The sequence below is a fragment of the Pseudomonas endophytica genome (assembly GCF_001411475.1).
Taxonomy (GTDB): domain Bacteria; phylum Pseudomonadota; class Gammaproteobacteria; order Pseudomonadales; family Pseudomonadaceae; genus Aquipseudomonas; species Aquipseudomonas endophytica.
The window spans coordinates 25,252-45,951 of the sequence record NZ_LLWH01000024.1; the positions used below are offsets into that span (position 1 = coordinate 25,252).

The 20,700-nt window shown below is 53.4% G+C and carries 17 protein-coding genes and 2 tRNA genes; 18 read left to right on the forward strand and 1 reads right to left on the reverse strand.

All coding sequences use genetic code 11. The features are described 5' to 3' along the window. Window positions 1-104: 104 nt before the first annotated feature. Both carB and greA read left to right on the forward strand, forming a co-directional pair. Window positions 105-3,326, forward strand: a complete 3,222-nt coding sequence (carB, locus tag AQS70_RS03125) for a carbamoyl-phosphate synthase large subunit (RefSeq protein WP_055101472.1) — start codon at window positions 105-107, stop codon at window positions 3,324-3,326. After that, window positions 3,323-3,799 (forward strand): transcription elongation factor GreA, encoded by a 477-nt coding sequence (greA, locus tag AQS70_RS03130; protein ID WP_055101473.1) that lies wholly within the window; start codon window positions 3,323-3,325, stop codon window positions 3,797-3,799. The genes carB and greA overlap by 4 nt, the downstream gene beginning before the upstream one ends. A gap of 293 nt (window positions 3,800-4,092) precedes the next feature. Here greA and yhbY read toward each other — a convergent pair whose 3' ends face one another. Next, window positions 4,093-4,401, reverse strand: a complete 309-nt coding sequence (gene yhbY / locus AQS70_RS03135) for a ribosome assembly RNA-binding protein YhbY (RefSeq protein WP_055101474.1) — start codon at window positions 4,399-4,401, stop codon at window positions 4,093-4,095. Window positions 4,402-4,508: 107 nt separating this feature from the next. Between yhbY and rlmE the strand changes: the two genes are divergently transcribed. From rlmE to AQS70_RS03215, 16 genes are all read left to right on the forward strand, one after another. Next, entirely contained in the window at window positions 4,509-5,159 is a 651-nt protein-coding gene (gene rlmE, locus AQS70_RS03140; protein ID WP_055101475.1) for a 23S rRNA (uridine(2552)-2'-O)-methyltransferase RlmE, read from the forward strand. Window positions 5,160-5,349: 190 nt separating this feature from the next. Further along, on the forward strand, window positions 5,350-7,260 hold the full coding sequence (gene ftsH, locus AQS70_RS03145; RefSeq protein ID WP_055101476.1) for an ATP-dependent zinc metalloprotease FtsH: 1,911 nt from the start codon (window positions 5,350-5,352) through the stop codon (window positions 7,258-7,260). Window positions 7,261-7,268: 8 nt separating this feature from the next. Then, a complete protein-coding gene (gene folP, locus AQS70_RS03150; protein WP_055101477.1) occupies window positions 7,269-8,120 on the forward strand; it encodes a dihydropteroate synthase in 852 nt (283 codons plus the stop codon). A 16-nt stretch (window positions 8,121-8,136) separates the two neighbouring features. Beyond that, complete coding sequence (gene glmM, locus AQS70_RS03155; RefSeq protein WP_055101478.1) at window positions 8,137-9,474, forward strand: phosphoglucosamine mutase; 1,338 nt, start codon at window positions 8,137-8,139, stop codon at window positions 9,472-9,474. Between the two features lie 66 nt (window positions 9,475-9,540). Further along, entirely contained in the window at window positions 9,541-10,296 is a 756-nt protein-coding gene (gene tpiA, locus AQS70_RS03160; RefSeq protein WP_055101479.1) for a triose-phosphate isomerase, read from the forward strand. A gap of 4 nt (window positions 10,297-10,300) precedes the next feature. Then, complete coding sequence (gene secG / locus AQS70_RS03165; protein ID WP_048373267.1) at window positions 10,301-10,684, forward strand: preprotein translocase subunit SecG; 384 nt, start codon at window positions 10,301-10,303, stop codon at window positions 10,682-10,684. Window positions 10,685-10,713: 29 nt separating this feature from the next. Beyond that, a tRNA-Leu gene (locus AQS70_RS03170) sits at window positions 10,714-10,799 on the forward strand. A gap of 96 nt (window positions 10,800-10,895) precedes the next feature. Then, window positions 10,896-10,972: transfer RNA gene (locus tag AQS70_RS03175), tRNA-Met, on the forward strand. A 141-nt stretch (window positions 10,973-11,113) separates the two neighbouring features. Next, window positions 11,114-11,572, forward strand: a complete 459-nt coding sequence (rimP, locus tag AQS70_RS03180; RefSeq protein ID WP_055101480.1) for a ribosome maturation factor RimP — start codon at window positions 11,114-11,116, stop codon at window positions 11,570-11,572. Window positions 11,573-11,619: 47 nt separating this feature from the next. Beyond that, entirely contained in the window at window positions 11,620-13,101 is a 1,482-nt protein-coding gene (gene nusA, locus AQS70_RS03185) for a transcription termination factor NusA (RefSeq protein WP_055101481.1), read from the forward strand. Between the two features lie 27 nt (window positions 13,102-13,128). Continuing rightward, window positions 13,129-15,639, forward strand: coding sequence for a translation initiation factor IF-2 (gene infB, locus AQS70_RS03190; RefSeq protein ID WP_055101482.1), 2,511 nt, complete (start codon window positions 13,129-13,131; stop codon window positions 15,637-15,639). 158 nt (window positions 15,640-15,797) lie between these two features. Further along, window positions 15,798-16,196 carry a 30S ribosome-binding factor RbfA gene (rbfA, locus tag AQS70_RS03195; protein ID WP_055101483.1) on the forward strand — a complete coding sequence of 133 codons (399 nt, stop codon included), beginning with the start codon at window positions 15,798-15,800 and terminating at the stop codon, window positions 16,194-16,196. A 3-nt stretch (window positions 16,197-16,199) separates the two neighbouring features. Then, window positions 16,200-17,117, forward strand: a complete 918-nt coding sequence (truB, locus tag AQS70_RS03200; RefSeq protein ID WP_055101484.1) for a tRNA pseudouridine(55) synthase TruB — start codon at window positions 16,200-16,202, stop codon at window positions 17,115-17,117. Between the two features lie 161 nt (window positions 17,118-17,278). Further along, window positions 17,279-17,548: a 30S ribosomal protein S15 gene (rpsO, locus tag AQS70_RS03205; protein WP_016783433.1), complete on the forward strand. Its 270-nt coding sequence runs from the start codon at window positions 17,279-17,281 to the stop codon at window positions 17,546-17,548. Between the two features lie 225 nt (window positions 17,549-17,773). After that, entirely contained in the window at window positions 17,774-19,879 is a 2,106-nt protein-coding gene (gene pnp / locus AQS70_RS03210; protein ID WP_055101485.1) for a polyribonucleotide nucleotidyltransferase, read from the forward strand. 279 nt (window positions 19,880-20,158) lie between these two features. Next, window positions 20,159-20,512, forward strand: a complete 354-nt coding sequence (locus tag AQS70_RS03215; RefSeq protein WP_055101486.1) for a BON domain-containing protein — start codon at window positions 20,159-20,161, stop codon at window positions 20,510-20,512. Window positions 20,513-20,700: the final 188 nt, after the last annotated feature.

Genomic DNA, 20,700 nt, shown 5'->3' on the forward strand with positions numbered 1-20,700 from the left:
TGATGAGTAGCCTAATGGTGGCCCCGATACTGGCGGCCCCTTAGGTTGCTTAGGAACCTGATCAACGGCTTGCCGACTGACCTGCGGATTTGAGTGACAAACCCATGCCAAAACGTACAGACATAAAAAGCATCTTGATTCTCGGCGCTGGCCCGATTGTTATCGGCCAAGCGTGTGAATTTGACTACTCCGGCGCCCAAGCCTGTAAGGCTCTGCGTGAAGAGGGTTATCGCGTCATCTTGGTGAACTCTAACCCGGCCACCATCATGACCGACCCGGACATGGCCGATGCGACCTACATTGAGCCGATCAAATGGCAAACCGTCGCTAAGATCATCGAAAAAGAGCGTCCAGACGCTTTGCTGCCGACAATGGGCGGCCAAACAGCCTTGAACTGCGCACTGGATCTGGAGCGCGAAGGCGTTCTGGAGAAGTTTGGCGTGGAGATGATCGGCGCTAACGCTGACACCATCGACAAAGCTGAAGATCGTTCGCGTTTTGACAAGGCGATGAAGTCTATCGGCCTAGATTGCCCGCGCTCCGGTATTGCTCACAGCATGGAAGAGGCTAACGCGGTTCTCGAAAAGCTGGGCTTCCCGTGCATCATTCGTCCGTCCTTCACCATGGGCGGCACCGGTGGCGGTATTGCTTACAACCGTGAAGAGTTCGAAGAAATCTGTTCACGTGGTCTGGATCTATCGCCAACCAAAGAACTGCTGATCGACGAATCGTTAATCGGCTGGAAAGAGTACGAGATGGAGGTTGTCCGCGATAAGAAGGACAACTGCATCATCGTCTGCTCAATCGAAAACTTTGACCCGATGGGCGTCCACACCGGTGACTCAATCACCGTTGCTCCGGCTCAAACCCTGACCGACAAAGAATATCAAATCATGCGTAACGCCTCGCTGGCGGTGCTGCGTGAGATCGGCGTTGAAACGGGTGGTTCCAACGTTCAATTCGGTATCTGCCCGAACACTGGCCGCATGGTCGTGATCGAGATGAACCCTCGTGTATCCCGCTCTTCGGCGCTAGCTTCCAAAGCTACTGGCTTCCCGATTGCACGTATCGCAGCTAAGTTGGCGATTGGCTACACCTTGGACGAGTTGCAAAACGAAATCACTGGCGGTGCAACGCCGGCGTCCTTCGAACCGTCCATTGACTACGTTGTGACCAAGCTGCCACGTTTTGCATTCGAGAAGTTTGCTAAAGCCGATGCGCGTTTGACCACGCAAATGAAGTCCGTAGGCGAAGTTATGGCCATTGGCCGGACTTTCCAAGAGTCATTGCAGAAAGCTCTTCGCGGTCTGGAAGTTGGCGTTAGTGGTCTTGATCCTAAGCTCGACTTGAGCAACCCGGAAAGCATGGCTGTCCTCAAGCGCGAGCTGACTGTGCCGGGCGCCGAGCGTATTTGGTACGTGGCTGACGCGTTCCGTGCGGGCATGACTGTTGAAGACATCTTCGGCATGAACATGATTGATCCTTGGTTCTTGGTCCAGATCGAAGATCTGATCAAGGATGAAGAGAAGATCAAGACTCAAGGCCTGTCTGCGATTGATCGCGACACCATGTATCGCCTCAAGCGTAAAGGCTTCTCTGATGCTCGTTTGGCAGTATTGCTGGGTGTCACCGAGAAAAACCTGCGTCGCCATCGCCACAAGCTTGAAGTGTTCCCGGTTTACAAGCGCGTTGACACGTGCGCGGCCGAGTTTGCGACTGACACTGCCTACATGTACTCCACCTATGAGGAAGAGTGCGAAGCGAACCCTACGGATCGTGACAAGATCATCATTCTGGGTGGCGGTCCTAACCGTATTGGTCAGGGTATCGAGTTTGACTATTGCTGCGTACATGCGGCGCTGGCGTTGCGAGCAGATGGTTACGAAACCATCATGGTCAACTGCAACCCAGAAACAGTATCTACCGACTACGATACTTCGGATCGTCTGTATTTCGAGTCCGTAACCTTAGAAGACGTGCTGGAAATCGTACGTGTCGAGAAGCCCAAGGGTGTGATTGTTCAATACGGCGGCCAAACTCCACTAAAACTGGCGCGTGCCCTAGAAGAAGCAGGCGTGCCGATCATTGGCACCAGCCCTGATGCCATCGACCGTGCAGAAGACCGCGAGCGCTTCCAGCAAATGGTTGAGCGTCTGAATCTGCGTCAGCCGCCAAACGCCACTGTGCGCAGCGAAGATGAAGCCATCCGCGCCGCTGGCAAAATCGGTTACCCGCTGGTTGTTCGTCCTTCCTACGTATTGGGCGGCCGTGCGATGGAAATCGTTTACGAAGAAGAAGAGCTCAAGCGTTACCTGCGCGATGCGGTGAAAGTGTCTAATGACAGCCCTGTGCTGCTGGATCACTTCCTGAACTGCGCTATTGAAATGGATGTTGATGCTGTTTGCGACGGTACTGATGTCGTGATCGGCGCGATCATGCAACACATCGAGCAGGCAGGTGTTCACTCCGGCGACTCTGCGTGCTCGCTGCCGCCTTACTCGTTGCCGCTGCACATCCAGAACGAGATGCGTGAGCAGGTCAAGAAAATGGCGCTGGAGTTGGGTGTGGTTGGCCTGATGAACGTGCAACTGGCCCTGCAAGGCGAAGACATCTACGTGATCGAAGTGAACCCGCGTGCTTCGCGAACTGTTCCTTTTGTGTCTAAGTGCATCGGTGTCTCGCTGGCAATGATCGCTGCTCGTGTGATGGCTGGTAAGACGCTGAAAGAAATCGGCTTTACTAAAGAAATCATTCCTAACTTCTACAGCGTGAAAGAGGCGGTCTTCCCATTCGCTAAGTTCCCTGGCGTTGACCCGATTCTCGGCCCAGAGATGAAGTCCACAGGTGAAGTAATGGGCGTGGGCGACACGTTCGGTGAGGCTTTTGCCAAAGCGCAAATGGGCGCTAGCGAAGTGCTGCCAACTGGCGGTACTGCATTTATCAGCGTGCGTGATGATGACAAACCATTGGTTGCTGCTGTTGCGCGTGATCTGATTAACCTTGGTTTTGAAGTCGTATCGACTGCCGGTACTGCGAAGTTCATCGAAGCGGCTGGCTTAAAAGTGCGTCGTGTGAACAAGGTGACTGAGGGTCGCCCGCACGTGGTTGATATGATCAAAAACGACGAAGTCACTTTGATTATCAACACCACCGAAGGTCGTCAGTCGATTGCTGACTCTTACTCCATTCGCCGCAACGCTCTGCAGCACAAGATTTACTGCACAACGACTATTGCTGCTGGCGAAGCGATCTGTGAAGCGCTTAAATTCGGTCCTGAAAAAACCGTACGTCGCTTGCAGGATTTACACGCAGGAATGAAGGCATGATCAAATACCCAATGACGGTCCAGGGCGCGAAAGCCCTGGAAGAAGAACACGCACACCTGACCAAGGTTGTTCGGCCTAAGCTGAGCCAAGATATCGGCACGGCGCGTGAGTTGGGCGACCTGAAAGAAAACGCTGAATACCATGCTGCCCGCGAGCAGCAAGGTATGGTTGAGGCGCGTATCCGTGATATCGAAGGGCGCATGCAGAACGCGGTCATCATTGATGTCACGACTATTCCTCATACCGGTAAAGTGATTTTCGGTACCACGGTCGAGATCGCGAACGTTGAAACTGACGAATCCGTGACTTACCAAATCGTAGGTGAGGATGAGGCTGATATTAAGCTCGGAAAAATCTCGGTAGGTTCGCCGATTGCTCGCGCCTTGATTGCCAAGGAAGAGGGTGACGTAGTCGCGGTGAAAACCCCGAGTGGCGTCATTGAGTACGAGATTGTTGAAGTGCGGCACATCTAAGCAATAGCGCCCGCTTCGTGCGGGCGTTCTGTTTTGGCGTTCAGCCTAGCTTTTGCGGGCTGATAGCCAAGGCTTGCAAGGCATAGAATTTATAAGGTGTCGATCACAATAGGTTGACATCGACTGCCTGCAAGGCATGACTGGGTGAGCCCTAAAGACGGGCTTAGGCTGGCTTACGGCGGGAAGTGGTGTGTTAAGCGGGGCTGAAAGCCCGATGCATTGCGCAGGTGGTTTTGTTATTGGTAAGTAAGAGTGTCAGGGTGCGATAGACGCACCCTTGACTCTTGCCTACATCACTTGAAACGATGGATGTTCGACAGGTTCTTGTTAACATTGACGTTCTTACGGTACAGAAGCGCCATTTTGCCGATAACCTGTACCAGGTCTGCTTTGCCAGCCTTGCAGAGTTCTGCGATGGTTTCTAGGCGGGACTCGCGATCCAGGATGTTGACTTTGATTTTAATCAGCTCGTGATCGCCCAATGCGCGTTCGAGTTCGGCTAAAACACCTTCAGTCAAACCATTATCAGCCACAGTCAATACTGGTTTCAGATGGTGGCCAATGGATTTGTACTGTTTCTTCTGCTCTTGAGTGAGCGGCATAATCTGACCCCTGTGTCTGATCTTGTAAAAAGCGGCGGCCAGTTTACCCGAGCGAGTCCGGGACCGCCCAGTTAATCACGACCCGTTTATATTTTTTGAGGTGGCCCGTGGCCCGTTCCAAGACTAGCCTTAACTGGCTTAAAGAGCATTTCAACGATCCGTACGTCAAAATGGCGCAAAAGGATGGGTATCGCTCGCGTGCAAGTTACAAGCTTCTGGAGATCCAGGAGCGTGATCGTTTGATTCGTCCAGGCATGACGGTGATTGACTTGGGTGCGGCTCCGGGTGGGTGGTCGCAGGTGACCAGTCGTCTGATCGGTGGTCAAGGACGTTTGATCGCCTCTGATATTCTGGAAATGGACAGCATCCCGGATGTGACCTTTATTAAAGGTGACTTTACTGAGGACGCTGTACTGGAACAAATTCTCGAAGCTGTTGGAAATACGCAAGTAGACCTTGTGATTTCAGATATGGCCCCCAATATGAGTGGATTGGCCGCTGTAGATATGCCGCGAGCAATGTTCCTGTGTGAATTAGCACTGGATCTTGCCGGGCGTGTTCTGCGTCCAGGTGGTGATTTCTTGATCAAAGTCTTCCAGGGTGAAGGCTTCGATCAATACCACAAAGACATCCGCAAACTTTTTGATAAAGTGCAGATGCGCAAGCCGTCGTCATCACGAGACAGGTCTCGCGAGCAGTATTTGTTGGGGCGCGGCTTTCGTGGTATCGAGGGTTCGGCCAGCGATGAGCGCCTCTAACCGAGGCGATAGTTTTTTTTGTATCGCTTTACAGAACTGACATAACGAATATTGTGTAGTCAAGTTTCACAAAGGGTTACAGACGGAGCCTGCAAGGGTTGTAGGCAATGTAGTAAGTTATGCCGGTGAATATCATGCGAAGCACGCTTCAGTAGCGGGGCTTGCTTCAGAGGGTAGCTAATTGAACGATATGGCAAAGAATCTGATCCTGTGGTTGATCATCGCGGCTGTCCTGGTGACAGTGATGAACAACTTCTCCAGTCCAAACGAGCCACAAACCCTCAACTATTCCGACTTCATCCAGCAAGTTAAGGATGGCAAAGTCGAGCGCGTTGCCGTGGATGGCTACGTGATCACCGGCAAGCGCAGTGATGGCGATACCTTCAAAACCATTCGTCCTGCTATTCAGGACAACGGTTTGATCGGCGACCTGGTTGATAACCATGTCACCGTGGAAGGCAAGTTGCCTGAGCAGCAAAGCATCTGGACTCAATTGCTGGTTGCGAGCTTTCCGATTCTGGTGATCATCGCTGTTTTCATGTTCTTCATGCGTCAAATGCAAGGCGGTGCCGGTGGTAAAGGCGGCCCGATGAGCTTTGGCAAGAGCAAGGCGCGTCTGTTATCCGAAGATCAGGTCAAAACGACTCTGGCTGACGTAGCAGGCTGCGATGAAGCCAAAGAAGAAGTGGGCGAGCTGGTTGAGTTTCTCCGTGATCCGGGCAAATTCCAGCGTTTGGGCGGTAAAATCCCTCGTGGTGTGCTGATGGTTGGCCCACCAGGTACGGGTAAAACCTTGTTAGCCAAGGCGATTGCTGGCGAAGCTAAAGTACCGTTCTTCACGATTTCTGGTTCTGACTTCGTCGAAATGTTTGTGGGTGTAGGTGCGAGTCGTGTTCGCGATATGTTCGAGCAAGCCAAAAAGCATGCTCCTTGCATCATCTTCATCGACGAAATCGACGCTGTCGGTCGTCATCGTGGCGCCGGTATGGGTGGCGGTCATGATGAGCGTGAGCAGACCCTCAACCAGTTGCTGGTTGAGATGGATGGCTTTGAAATGAATGACGGCATCATTGTGATTGCTGCGACTAACCGTCCAGACGTTCTCGACCCTGCGCTGCTGCGTCCAGGTCGTTTTGACCGTCAAGTTGTGGTTGGTTTGCCGGACATCCGTGGTCGCGAGCAGATCCTCAAAGTACACATGCGTAAAGTGCCAATCGGTGACAATGTGCAGCCGGGTGTGATTGCGCGTGGTACACCAGGATTTTCGGGTGCCGACCTCGCCAACTTGGTGAACGAAGCCTCTCTGTTTGCCGCGCGTACCGGCAAGCGCATTGTTGAAATGAAAGAGTTTGAGCTGGCTAAAGACAAAATCATGATGGGCGCCGAGCGCAAATCTATGGTTATGTCGGATAAAGAAAAGCGCAACACTGCTTATCACGAGGCGGGGCACGCTATCGTGGGTCGCGTTGTGCCAGAGCATGATCCTGTTTATAAAGTGTCGATCATTCCACGTGGTCGTGCGTTAGGTGTAACGATGTTCTTGCCTGAAGAAGATCGCTATAGCCTCTCCAAGCGTGCGCTTATCAGTCAAATTTGCTCGCTTTACGGTGGTCGTATTGCTGAGGAAATGACGCTGGGCTTTGACGGTGTTACTACGGGTGCCTCCAATGACATCATGCGTGCGAGTCAGATTGCGCGGAACATGGTGACCAAGTGGGGCTTGTCCGAAAAGCTGGGCCCGTTAATGTATGCCGAAGATGATGAGTCTTACTTGGGTCGTGGCGGCGGCGGTCAAGGCGCTAGCGTTTCGGGCGAAACAGCCAAGATGATCGATCTTGAGGTGCGCAGCATCATTGATGGATGCTACGGCACTGCCAAGCAGATCCTGACTGATAACCGTGACAAGCTTGAAGCTATGGCTGATGCCTTGATGAAGTACGAGACGATTGATGTTGATCAGATTGACGACATTATGGCGGGTCGTCCTCCGCGTGAGCCGCGTGATTGGGAGGGTGGCGGTACAGGCACTCCAAGTAATCCGACGCTGGACAAAACTGATCGTCCAGAAGCCCCTATCGGCGGTCCCGCAGCTGAGCACTAAGGCTTGAAATGACTTCTGTTCAGTCCCTGACCCGGTTGCCTTGCGGCAACCGGGTTCTTGATTTAACCCATACGCATGTTATGGGCATTCTCAATGTTACCCCTGACTCTTTCTCTGATGGTGGGCGCTATGCTCCGGCAGATGCGGCCTTACGCCATGCAGAGTCGATGGTGTTAGCGGGAGCGACCCTCATTGATGTAGGCGGTGAATCTACACGCCCAGGTGCTCGTGTCGTCCTGCCGCAGGAGGAGCTTGATCGAGTTGCTCCGGTAGTGGAGCGAATCAGTCGTGAACTAGATGTCATTATCTCGGTCGATACCTCCGCGCCAATCGTAATGACTGAAGTTGCACGCCTCGGTGCGGGGCTTATAAATGATGTTCGCTCTCTGCGTCGTGAAGGTGCTTTGCAGGCTGCTGCTGCCACTGGTTTGCCTGTGTGCTTGATGCACATGCTGGGCGAGCCGGGCGATATGCAGGATAATCCGCATTACGCTGATCTAGTTGGCGAGGTTTCAGCGTTTTTGGTTGAGCGCACTAAGCAATGTGTTGCTGCTGGTATCGCCGCAGACCGCATTGTGCTGGACCCGGGCTTCGGCTTTGCAAAAACACTGCAACACAACCTGAGTTTGTTTAAGCATATGGAGGCCCTGCACGCTTTGGGGGCACCGCTGCTGGTGGGTGTGTCGCGTAAAAGTATGATTGGTCAGACGTTGAATCGGCCCGTCACCGAGCGTTTGTATGGCAGCCTTGCGCTGGCAGCACTTGCCGTGACAAAAGGCGCGCGTATTTTGCGTGTCCATGATGTGGCCGAAACGGTTGATGTGGTACGGATGATCGCAGCGGTAGAGTCCGCCGACTAAGAATGATGGAGCACCTATGACGAAGAAGTATTTTGGCACCGACGGTATTCGTGGTCGGGTCGGCGTTTATCCTATTACCCCGGATTTTATGCTCAAGCTGGGTTGGGCTGCGGGCATGGCATTTCGAAGCATGGGTGCTTGCCGGATCTTGGTGGGTAAGGACACGCGTATTTCGGGTTACATGTTTGAGTCTGCCCTTGAGGCGGGTCTATCGGCTGCAGGCGCGGACGTCATGCTTCTGGGGCCCATGCCGACCCCTGCTATTGCTTACCTTACCCGAACCTTTCACGCCGAAGCGGGCATTGTGATTAGTGCTTCGCACAATCCTCATGACGATAACGGTATCAAGTTCTTCTCGGGTGAGGGCACCAAGCTCCCTGATGAAGTTGAGCTGATGATCGAGGAGTTGCTTGAGGCTCCAATGACGGTTGTCGACTCTGACAAGCTGGGCAAGGTTTCGCGTATCAATGATGCATCCGGTCGTTACATCGAGTTTTGTAAAAGCAGTGTCCCAACTAGCACTAACTTTAGCGGCTTGAAAGTAGTGCTTGATTGCGCTCATGGCGCGACCTATAAGGTTGCGCCGAGCGTGTTTAAGGAGCTGGGCGCCAACGTCACGGTGTTATCGGCACAACCAAATGGCTTGAACATTAACGACAACTGTGGTTCGACTCATATGGAGTCATTGCAGGCGGCGGTCTTGGCTGAGCACGCGGACTTGGGGATTGCCTTCGATGGTGACGGTGACCGAGTGCTGATGGTTGACCATACCGGGGCCATTGTTGATGGTGATGAGCTGCTGTTCATTATTGCCCGCGACTTGCATGAGCGCGGCAAGCTGCAAGGGGGCGTGGTTGGTACGCTGATGAGCAATCTGGGGCTTGAGCTAGCACTGGCTGACCTTAGCATTCCATTTGTACGGGCTGGTGTGGGCGATCGCTATGTGATTGCAGATCTACAAGAGCGTGACTGGCAAGTGGGCGGCGAAAACTCTGGGCATATCGTTTGCTTCCAGCACACCACAACGGGTGACGCGCTTCTTGCGGCGCTGCAAGCGTTGTTGGCGTTGCGTCGCCGAGGTGAAAGCCTGGCTCAAGCGCGCCAGGCACTGCGCAAATGTCCGCAAGTGCTTCTGAACGTTCGTTTTGGCGGTGATAACAATCCGGTTGAGCACCCTGCAGTCAAGGAGGCGTGCGCGCGCGTTACTGAGGCTATGAACGGCCGTGGGCGGGTATTGCTGCGCAAGTCCGGCACTGAGCCGTTGGTGCGGGTGATGGTTGAAGGTGACGACGAAATCATGGTTCGCGGCTATGCAGAAGAGCTGACAAAGCTAGTAAGTGAAGTTTGTGCCTGATTTCGGCTTGCAAGCGTTGATTTGGTTGGGTAACATCTGCGCCCACTTTGACCGACGAGGTAAAGCATGCGTCGCACTATGGTAGCTGGTAACTGGAAGATGCACGGTACCCGCGCCAGCGTCGCTGAGCTGATCGATGGTCTGCGTAATCTGAACTTGCCGAAAGATGTTGAGATTGCAGTATTCCCGTCTGAATTGTTTATTGATCGTGTAATCAATGGCTTGGAAGATGCGCCTATTTTGGTTGGTGCTCAGGATGCTGCAATTGAATCGAAGCAAGGTGCGCTGACTGGGGAGATATCTCCTGAGCAGTTAGTGGGTGCGGGTTGCAAATTTGTGTTGATAGGGCACTCTGAGCGACGCCTGATTTTGGGTGAATCGAACGAGACGCTAAATCGTAAGTTTGCAGCTGCTCAAGCTTCTGGCTTAACGCCAGTGTTGTGCATAGGGGAAACTCTTGAGCAACGAGAAGCAGGGCAAACGCTTGAGGTTGTTGAGCGTCAACTGAACGCTGTTATTGATGAGTTCGGTATTGATGTGTTGGCAAGCGCAGTGATTGCATACGAGCCGGTCTGGGCTATTGGTACTGGGCTGACTGCAACACCGCAGCAAGCGCAAGATGTGCATGCGGCCATTCGCGCACAACTGGCGCAGAAGAATCCTGAGGTGGCACAAGGTGTGCGGCTTCTATACGGCGGCAGCGTGAAGGCGGCCAATGCGGTCGAACTGTTCAGCATGCCGGATATCGATGGGGGGCTCATTGGTGGGGCTTCCCTGAATGCAGATGAGTTCGGTGCGATTTGTCGCGCCGCGGGAAACTGAGAAAATGCTGGAAACAGTCGTAGTGGTTTTTCATCTGTTGGCTGCATTGGGTGTAATTACCCTGGTATTGCTGCAACAGGGTAAAGGTGCGGATGCTGGAGCATCTTTCGGGGCAGGTGCATCAAATACTGTGTTCGGAAGCCAAGGTTCCTCTACCTTTCTTAGTAAGTTTACTGCTATACTTGCCGCAGGTTTTTTCATAACCAGCTTGGGGTTAGGTTACTTTGCTAAAGAGAAAGCTCATGAGCTGACTCAAGTAGGTTTGCCAGATCCAGCAGTGTTAGAAGCGCCAAAGCAAAAGCCGGCTTCAGATGATGTACCGGTGCTTAATGAGCAAAAGTCGGCTACTCCAGCGACTGACGTACCTCCAGCTCAAGAGCAAAAGTAAAACGGGTTTCAAGAAGTAACTGTAGTATTGCCGAGGTGGTGGAATTGGTAGACACGCAACCTTGAGGTGGTTGTGCCCATAGGGTGTAGGGGTTCGAGTCCCCTTCTCGGTACCAATTATCAAGAATGCCCGCAGTTGCGGGCTTTCTTGTATGTGGAAGGCTGGATTGACCCTGAAAAGGATCGACCGTATACTTCCGCTCCAGCTTTGTCGCGGGATGGAGCAGTCTGGTAGCTCGTCGGGCTCATAACCCGAAGGTCGTCGGTTCAAATCCGGCTCCCGCAACCAGTTTTAGCGGAGCCCCTTATTCAGGGGCTTTTTGTTAACTGGACACTTTATAACGTCGATATTCAACGGCGTTTCAGAGATGGGCGATACGCCCATTTTTCATTTTGCACAGCATGCACAAACATGCACTAGGGGGTTCAGGTGTCGAGCAAGCTAGAAGAGTTGCAGGCCTTGTTGGCCCCGGTGGTCGTGGCCCTTGGCTATGAATGCTGGGGTATTGAATTTTCGGCTCAGGGCCGCCATTCAATGTTGCGTGTGTATATCGACAAGGAAGGCGGCGTGTTGGTGGATGACTGCGCAATTGTCAGTCGTCAAATCAGCGGCGTCCTGGATGTCGAAGATCCTATCGCTGTTGAATACACCCTTGAAGTTTCCTCTCCTGGCATGGAACGCCCACTGTTCACCCTTGAGCAGTTTGCCCAGTTTGTCGGTGAGCAAGTAAAGATCAAGCTGCGTTCTCCTTTCGAGGGGCGACGCAACTTTCAGGGCCTTCTGCGCGGCGTAGAGGAGCAGGACATCGTGGTGCAAGTTGATGATCACGAGTTCTTGTTGCCGATCGATATGATCGACAAGGCCAACATTATTCCCAGTTTTGACTGAGACGCGGATCCCGCGGATCCAATGGCTTGCGAAAGGCGAGGCGTACGATGAGCAAAGAAGTACTGCTGGTTGTTGAGTCGGTGTCCAATGAAAAGGGCGTACCGGCAAACGTAATTTTTGAAGCGCTGGAGCTGGCTCTGGCCACCGCTACCAAAAAGCGTTTTGAGGACGAAGTCGATCTGCGTGTGGAAATCAACCGCCACACCGGTAACTATGAGACTTTCCGTCGCTGGGCTGTGGTCGAAGACGAAGATCTGGATGATCCAGCAATCGAGTTGGCTGTAGACCAAGCACAGGCAAAACGGCCAGGCGCGGTAGCCGGCGATATTATCGAAGAGAAAATTGATTCTATCGAGTTCGGTCGGATTGCTGCACAAACGGCCAAACAGGTTATTGTGCAAAAAGTCCGCGAAGCTGAGCGTGCTCAAGTAGTCGATGCCTATCGCGAGCGTTTGGGCGAAATCATTTCTGGCACTGTTAAAAAAGTAACGCGCGATAACGTGATCGTTGACTTGGGTAACAACGCAGAAGCGTTGCTGGCCCGTGAAGACATCATTTCGCGTGAGACTTTCCGTGTTGGCGTACGCCTTCGCGCATTGTTGAAAGAAATTCGTACTGAGAACCGTGGCCCTCAGCTGATTCTGTCGCGTACTGCGCCAGAGATGTTGATCGAGCTGTTCCGTATCGAAGTTCCAGAGATCTCTGAAGGTCTGATCGAAGTGATGGCAGCCTCCCGCGATCCGGGATCACGCGCTAAAATAGCCGTTCGCTCCAAAGACAAACGCATTGATCCGCAAGGTGCTTGCATTGGTATGCGTGGTTCACGCGTTCAAGCAGTATCCGGCGAATTGGGCGGAGAGCGAGTGGATATCGTCCTTTGGGACGACAACCCGGCGCAGTTCGTGATTAACGCGATGTCGCCAGCAGAAGTAGCCGCAATTATTGTCGACGAAGATGCCCATGCTATGGACATCGCCGTTGGCGCAGACAATCTGGCCCAGGCGATTGGTCGCGGCGGTCAGAACGTACGTTTGGCTAGCCAGTTGACTGGTTGGACCTTGAACGTGATGACTGAATCAGACATCCAGGCTAAGCAGCAAGCAGAAACCGGCGACATCTTGCGCAACTTCATCGAAGAGTTGGAAGTTGATGAAGAGTTGGCGCAGGTGCTGGTTGATGAAGGCTTCACCAGCCTGGAAGAGATTGCCTACGTACCGGTGGAAGAAATGCTCAACATCGACGGCTTTGACGAAGATATCGTCAACGAGCTTCGCGCTCGGGCCAAGGATCGTTTGTTGACTAAAGCCATCGCTACTGAGGAAAAGCTGGCAGACGCCCATCCGGCCGAAGACCTACTCTCGCTTGAGGGTATGGACAAGGATTTGGCGATGGAACTGGCGGTGCGCGGCGTAATTACCCGCGAAGACCTGGCCGAGCAGTCTATTGACGACCTGCTCGACATCGACGGCATTGACGATGATCGTGCCGGCAAGTTGATCATGGCCGCCCGAGCCCATTGGTTCGAGTAATTAGGCGCGGCCTGAGGAGAGAAATGCATGACGCAAGTCACGGTGAAACAACTGGCCGATGAGGTCAAAACACCGGTGGAGCGCCTGTTGCAGCAGATGCGTGAGGCAGGTCTGCCGCACACCGCCGCCGAGCAGAATGTGACCGACAGTGAGAAGCAAGCTTTGCTGACTCACCTGAAAAGCAGCCACAAGGCTAAAGTGGAAGAACCGCGCAAAATCACTTTGCAGCGTAAAACCACCAGCACCCTGCGTGTTGCTGGAAGCAAAAGCATTAGCGTTGAAGTACGCAAGAAGAAAGTCTTCGTACAACAAAGCCCGGAAGAAATTGAAGCCGAGCGCAAGCGTGAGCTGGATGAACGCCGTGCAGTAGAAAATGCTGCGCGTCAAAAAGCTGATGAAGAGTCCAAGCGGCGCGCCGAAGAAGAAGCGCGTCGTCAGCCTGCGGCTGCTCCGACGCCAGCCCCGGCTGCCCCTGCACCTGTACAGGCTGCACCGGTAGCCGCGCCTGCACCAGCAGCGCCGGCTCCTGCGGCGGATACTCGTAAGCGTGATGAACAGCGCCGCCCAGACAAGCCACGTGCTGACGATAACAATCGTCGCGGTAGCGGTGATGGCGAACGCAAAAACGCGCCGCATCGTGCGTCTGTTAAAGAAAAAGCGCCTGCTCCTCGCGTTGCTCCTCGCACTTCCGACGAAGAAAGCGACAGCTTCCGTCGCGGTGGTCGTGGCAAGAGCAAGCTGAAGAAGCGCAATGCTCACGGTTTCCAGAGCCCAACCGGTCCTGTCGTTCGTGATGTACAAATCGGCGAAACCATCACTGTCGGCGATTTGGCTGCACAGATGTCGGTTAAGGCTGCCGAAGTTATCAAGTTCATGTTCAAGCTGGGCACTCCAGCCACCATCAACCAGGTACTGGATCAGGAAACTGCTCAACTGGTTGCTGAAGAGCTGGGCCACAAAGTAACGCTGGTTAGTGACAACGCTTTGGAAGACTCCTTGGCCGAGTCCCTGAAGTTCGAAGGCGAGTCGTTCTCCCGTGCACCGGTTGTGACCGTAATGGGTCACGTTGACCACGGTAAAACGTCCCTGCTCGACTACATTCGTCGCGCCAAGGTAGCGGCTGGCGAAGCTGGTGGTATTACTCAGCACATCGGTGCTTACCACGTTGAAACCGAGCGCGGTATGGTCACCTTCCTCGACACCCCAGGTCACGCTGCGTTTACTGCAATGCGTGCCCGTGGTGCCAAGGCAACTGACATCGTGATTCTGGTTGTTGCTGCAGACGACGGCGTAATGCCGCAAACCATCGAAGCTGTTCAGCATGCGAAAGCTGCTGGCGTGCCGCTGGTGGTTGCAGTGAACAAAATCGACAAGCCAGGTTCTGACCTTGATCGTATCCGTAGCGAACTGTCCGTTCACGGCGTGACGTCGGAAGAGTGGGGTGGTGACACGCCGTTTGTTCCGGTTTCGGCGAAAATGGGTACTGGCGTTGACGAGTTGCTCGAAGCCGTATTGCTGCAAGCTGAAGTTCTGGAACTCAAAGCCACTCCATCGGCTCCAGGCCGTGGTGTCGTCGTTGAGTCCCGTCTGGACAAAGGCCGTGGCCCTGTTGCGACTGTTCTGGTTCAGGACGGTACTTTGCGCCAAGGCGACATGGTACTGGTCGGTTCCAACTACGGCCGTATTCGCGCCATGCTCGATGAGAACGGCAAGGCTATTAAAGAAGCCGGCCCTTCGATTCCAGTCGAAATTCTCGGTTTGGACGGTACGCCAGATGCTGGCGACGAAATGAGCGTAATGACCGACGAGAAGAAGGCGCGTGAAGTTGCCCTGTTCCGTCAAGGCAAGTTCCGTGAAGTTAAACTGGCGCGTGCTCACGCAGGCAAGCTGGAAAACATCTTCGAGAACATGGGTCAAGAAGAGAAGAAGACGCTTAACATCGTCCTCAAATCTGACGTTCGTGGTTCGTTGGAAGCTCTGCAGGGCGCGTTAAGCGGCTTGGGTAACGACGAAGTGCAAGTGCGTGTAGTGGGCGGCGGCGTCGGTGGTATCACCGAAAGCGACGCTAACTTGGCACTGGCTTCCAACGCTGTATTGTTCGGCTTCAACGTGCGTGCTGATGCTGGTGCTCGCAAGATTGTCGAGCAAGAAGGCTTGGACATGCGTTACTACAACGTCATCTACGACATCATCGAAGACGTCAAGAAAGCCCTTACCGGCATGCTTGGCAGCGACGTTCGGGAGAACATCCTGGGTATCGCTGAAGTCCGCGACGTGTTCCGTTCGCCGAAGTTTGGTGCGATCGCAGGTTGCATGGTGTTGGAAGGTGTTGTTCACCGTAACCGTCCAATCCGTGTACTGCGCGACGACATCGTTATCTTCGAAGGCGAGCTGGAATCCCTGCGTCGCTTCAAGGATGACGCTGCTGAAGTGCGTGCTGGCATGGAATGCGGTATCGGCGTCAAGAGCTACAATGACGTCAAAGTCGGCGACAAAATCGAAGTGTTCGAGAAGGTCCAGGTTGCTCGCAGCCTCTAAATCGCGAGCCTCAAGAGCAAGGACGAGCCATAGCCTGCAAATGCTATGTGCTCGCCCCTGACTCTAAACGCAACGCCCGGTCCGGCTTCTGTCTGGCCGGGCGTTTGCCGCTTTCAGAACGCATGGGTTTCCCATGGGTGAGTAACAGGTAACAAGACATGGCAAAAGAATATAGCCGTACCCAACGTATCGGCGATCAGATGCAGCGCGAGCTGGCGCAGCTGATCCGTCGTGAAGTGAAAGACCCGCGTGTGGGGCTGGTCACCATTACTGCAGTTGAAGTGAGCCGTGACGTCGGTCATGCCAAAATCTTTATCACCGTAATGGGTCAAGACAACGCAGAAGAAATTGCTCAGAGCATCAAAGTTTTGAACGCCGCTGCTGGCTTTTTGCGTATGCAACTGGCACGTGAAATGAAATTGCGCAGCGTTCCTCAGTTGCACTTTCACTATGACGAAAGCGTTGTGCGTGGTGCTCACTTGTCCGCTTTGATCGAGCGTGCAGTCGCTGAGGATAACCAGCACGATACCTCTGCTCCTGAAGACACCAAGGAGTAAGCGGTGGCTCAGGTCAAGCGTATCCGTCGTAACGTCAGCGGCATTATCCTGCTCGATAAACCGCTTGGATTTACCTCCAATGCGGCCCTGCAGAAAGTCCGCTGGCTGCTTAATGCTGAGAAAGCAGGGCACACCGGCAGCCTCGATCCATTGGCCAGCGGTGTATTGCCACTGTGCTTTGGCGAAGCCACCAAGTTTTCGCAATACCTGCTCGATTCGGACAAGGGTTACGAAACCCTGATGCAATTGGGCAAAACCACCAGTACAGCGGATGCCGAGGGTGAAGTTTTACTCACGCGTCCAGTGACCGTTGGTCGCGCCGATATCGAAGCTGTTTTGCCTAAATTCCGTGGGCAAATCAGTCAGATACCGCCGATGTACTCGGCACTTAAGCGTGATGGTCAGCCTCTTTATAAGTTGGCCCGTGCGGGTGAAGTGGTGGAGCGCGAACCGCGTTCTGTTACTATTACTCGCCTCGAATTACTGGCCAGTGAAGACGATACAGCGCGATTGTCCGTTGACTGCACCAAAGGCACCTATATTCGTACCCTCGTGGAAGATATCGGTGAAGAGCTAGGGTGCGGAGCCTACGTTGCACAATTGCGTCGTACCCAAGCCGGACCTTTCAGCTTGGCGCAAACCGTTACGCTGGAAGAGTTGGAAGCCGTACACGCAGAAGGCGGTAACGAAGCAGTTGATCGCTTCTTGATGCCATCGGACAGCGGTTTGCTGGACTGGCCGTTACTGCACTTTTCGGAAGCCAGCGCGTTCTATTGGCTCAATGGCCAGCCAGTACGCGCGCCTGATGCACCGAAGTTCGGTATGGTGCGGGTGCAAGATCACAACGGTCGCTTTATCGGTATCGGTGAAGTGAGCGAAGACGGGCGCATCGCGCCGCGTCGACTGATTCGGTCAGAATGACCGGAGCAGGACGGTTCTGGGTTAATAGCCTTGAGCCGTACTGGAAAGAGGGTGGCTGTTATTAGGCACGGTCACATCTCACTTTTAAATACGAGGATTTGTCCTCGGCCTATTGGATCTGTCTTGCTTGCAAGCAGACCCCTAATGAAAGGAAATGCCTCATGGCACTGACAGTTGAACACAAAGCAGAAATCGTAAAAGACTACCAGCAAGCTCCAGGTGATACAGGTTCTCCAGAAGTGCAGGTTGCACTGCTGACCTTTAACATCAACACGCTGCAAGGTCACTTCAAAGCTAACAGCAAAGATCACCACTCACGTCGTGGTCTGATCCGCATGGTAAACCAGCGTCGTAAGCTGCTGGACTACCTCAAAGGCAAGAACGTTGAGCGTTACAAAGCGCTGATCGCTCGCCTGGGTCTGCGTCGCTAATAGCGATGTTGCTAGAGGCTGGTTGTCGGTCGTGTGTCTGCGGGTTTCCCGCTGGCACATGGCAGGCTTCCAGCCTCAAGTTTTATCTGGGACTCGCCGGATTCTTACGAAAGCTTGCCGCAACGTTTGTTTTCGTAAGCATCTTGAGTCGGGCCAATGCCCGATATTGCACATGACTTTCGCAAGAAACCTGTTCCCCAAGAGCCACATAGAAGGTAGGACACCGTGAACCCGGTTATCAAAAAATTTCAGTTCGGTCAGTCGACCGTTACTCTCGAGACTGGCCGTATCGCCCGTCAGGCCTCCGGCGCAGTATTGGTCACCGTTGACGACGACGTCAGCGTGTTGGTGACTGTAGTCGGAGCCAAGCAAGCGGATCCAGGCAAGGGCTTCTTCCCTCTGTCCGTTCACTATCAAGAAAAAACCTACGCTGCCGGTAAAATTCCTGGCGGTTTCTTCAAGCGTGAAGGTCGCCCTTCCGAAAAAGAAACCCTGACTTCGCGTCTGATTGACCGTCCGATTCGTCCACTGTTCCCGGAAGGTTTCATGAACGAAGTGCAGGTTGTCTGCACTGTTCTGTCCACTAGCAAAAAAACCGATCCGGACGTAGCTGCGATGATCGGTACGTCGGCTGCACTGGCAATCTCCGGTATTCCTTTTGATGGCCCAATCGGCGCTGCACGCGTTGCTTACCACGAAAGCACTGGCTACCTGTTGAACCCGACTTACGAGCAACTGGCCGCTTCAAGCCTAGACATGGTTGTTGCCGGTACGTCGGAAGCCGTACTGATGGTTGAGTCGGAAGCTAAAGAGCTGACCGAAGACCAGATGCTGGGCGCGGTACTGTTTGCTCACGACGAGTTCCAAGTGGTTATCCAGGCGGTGAAAGAACTGGCTGCCGAAGCTGCCAAACCGACTTGGGAATGGTCTGCTGCCCCAGAAGCCACTGCACTGCTGGGCGCTATCCGTGCCGAGTTCGGTGAGGCGATCTCCCAGGCTTACACCATCACCATCAAGGCCGAGCGGTACGCGCGTTTGGGCGAGCTGAAAGATCAAGTGGTTGCCAAGCTGTCCGGTGAAGAAGGTCAGCCTTCTTCTAGCGACGTTAAAGCTGCATTTGGTGAAATCGAATACCGCACCGTTCGCGAAAACATCGTTAACGGCAAGCCACGTATCGACGGTCGTGACACCAAAACTGTTCGTCCTTTGAACATCGAAGTAGGCGTTCTGCCAAAAACTCACGGTTCGGCACTGTTCACCCGTGGCGAAACTCAGGCACTGGTGGTTGCAACTCTGGGTACCGCCCGTGATGCGCAACTGTTAGACACCCTAGAAGGTGAGAAAAAAGACCCGTTCATGCTGCACTACAACTTCCCTCCGTTCTCGGTAGGTGAGTGTGGTCGTATGGGTGGCGCAGGTCGTCGCGAAATCGGTCACGGCCGTCTGGCGCGTCGCTCGGTTCAAGCCATGCTGCCTGCGGCTGATGTTTTTCCTTACACCATCCGTGTTGTATCGGAAATCACCGAATCCAACGGTTCCAGCTCGATGGCATCGGTTTGCGGTGCATCCTTGGCACTGATGGACGCGGGCGTACCGATGAAGGCCCCGGTTGCTGGTATCGCCATGGGTCTGGTTAAGGAAGGCGAGAAGTTTGCCGTTCTAACTGACATCCTGGGTGACGAAGACCACTTGGGCGACATGGACTTCAAAGTAGCCGGTACCGCTAAAGGTGTTACCGCGCTGCAGATGGACATCAAGATCAAAGGCATCACTGAAGAAATCATGGAGATCGCTCTGGGCCAAGCCCTAGAAGCTCGCCTGAATATCTTGGGCCAGATGAACCAGATCATTGGCCAGTCGCGTAACGAACTGTCGGCTAACGCGCCGACGATGATCGCGATGAAAATCGACACCGACAAAATCCGTGATGTTATCGGTAAGGGCGGCGCGACTATCCGTGCAATCTGTGAAGAAACCAAAGCTTCGATCGATATCGAAGACGACGGTTCGATCAAGATTTTCGGCGAGTCCAAAGAAGCAGCAGAAGCAGCACGTCAGCGCGTTCTGAGCATCACCGCTGAAGCTGAAATCGGCAAAATCTATGTAGGTAAGGTTGAGCGCATCGTCGACTTCGGCGCATTCGTTAACATCTTGCCAGGCAAAGACGGCCTGGTTCACATCTCAATGCTGAGCGACGCTCGTGTTGAGAAAGTGACTGACATTTTGAAAGAAGGTCAGGAAGTGGAAGTACTGGTGCTGGACGTGGACAACCGCGGCCGTATCAAACTGTCCATCAAAGACGTAGCCGCTGCTAAGGCGTCGCAAGCTTAATCGCTATCGACCCCTGCTTTAAAAAAGGATCCTTCGGGATCCTTTTTTTATACCTACAGTTAAAACAGTGCAAAAGGCCATGATTCAAAAGCTGCAACTTGCATGCTGATTTTTGTAAGGTCATGCATTCTGCACGAGAGTTGAAAAGCGTGATTTCTTCAACTTGTTGATTTATAAGGGTTTTCTGATTTAAAGAAGTTGGCACAAGCTCTGCAACATTACAGGTAACCCTGCAGCTGTAAGACAGCGCAGATTTTTAAGAAGACAGGAGTTACTCGTATGAAGAAGTTCGCTATTGCTGCCGCAACTGCCACCGCTCTGACCATGACTCTGGCCAATGCTGCATTCGCTGCTCAGGCATCGACTCAAGCACCGATGGTTGTAGCTGCTGGTGAAGTCACCAAAGCCAAGGAAGCCACTTCTGATACTTGGATCACTACCAAAGTTAAATCTGACCTGCTGACCGAAAAAGGCATTCCAGGTTCGGACATTAAAGTTGAAACCAACAAAGGCGTGGTTTCTCTGTCCTCGACAGTTGCTGTGACTGACGCGCAAAAGAAAATTGCCGTAGATATCACTAAAAAGATCAAAGGCGTGCAAGCTGTTTCGGCCGATGGCCTGAAAGCTGACTAACTTGCCCTAATTCGTAGAGCCGGGGGGAAAGCAGGAGCAGGTGATTTAAGTGTCACGCCTGCTGGCTTTCAAAATAGGTTCATGCGACGGCCACACGGATGTGGCCATTACAGCCCTCGGCGTTCTGCGCCGGGGGCTGTTCTATTATGGAAGCTGAACTGCTCAGTTCTGTACTGCCCAACGGTAGG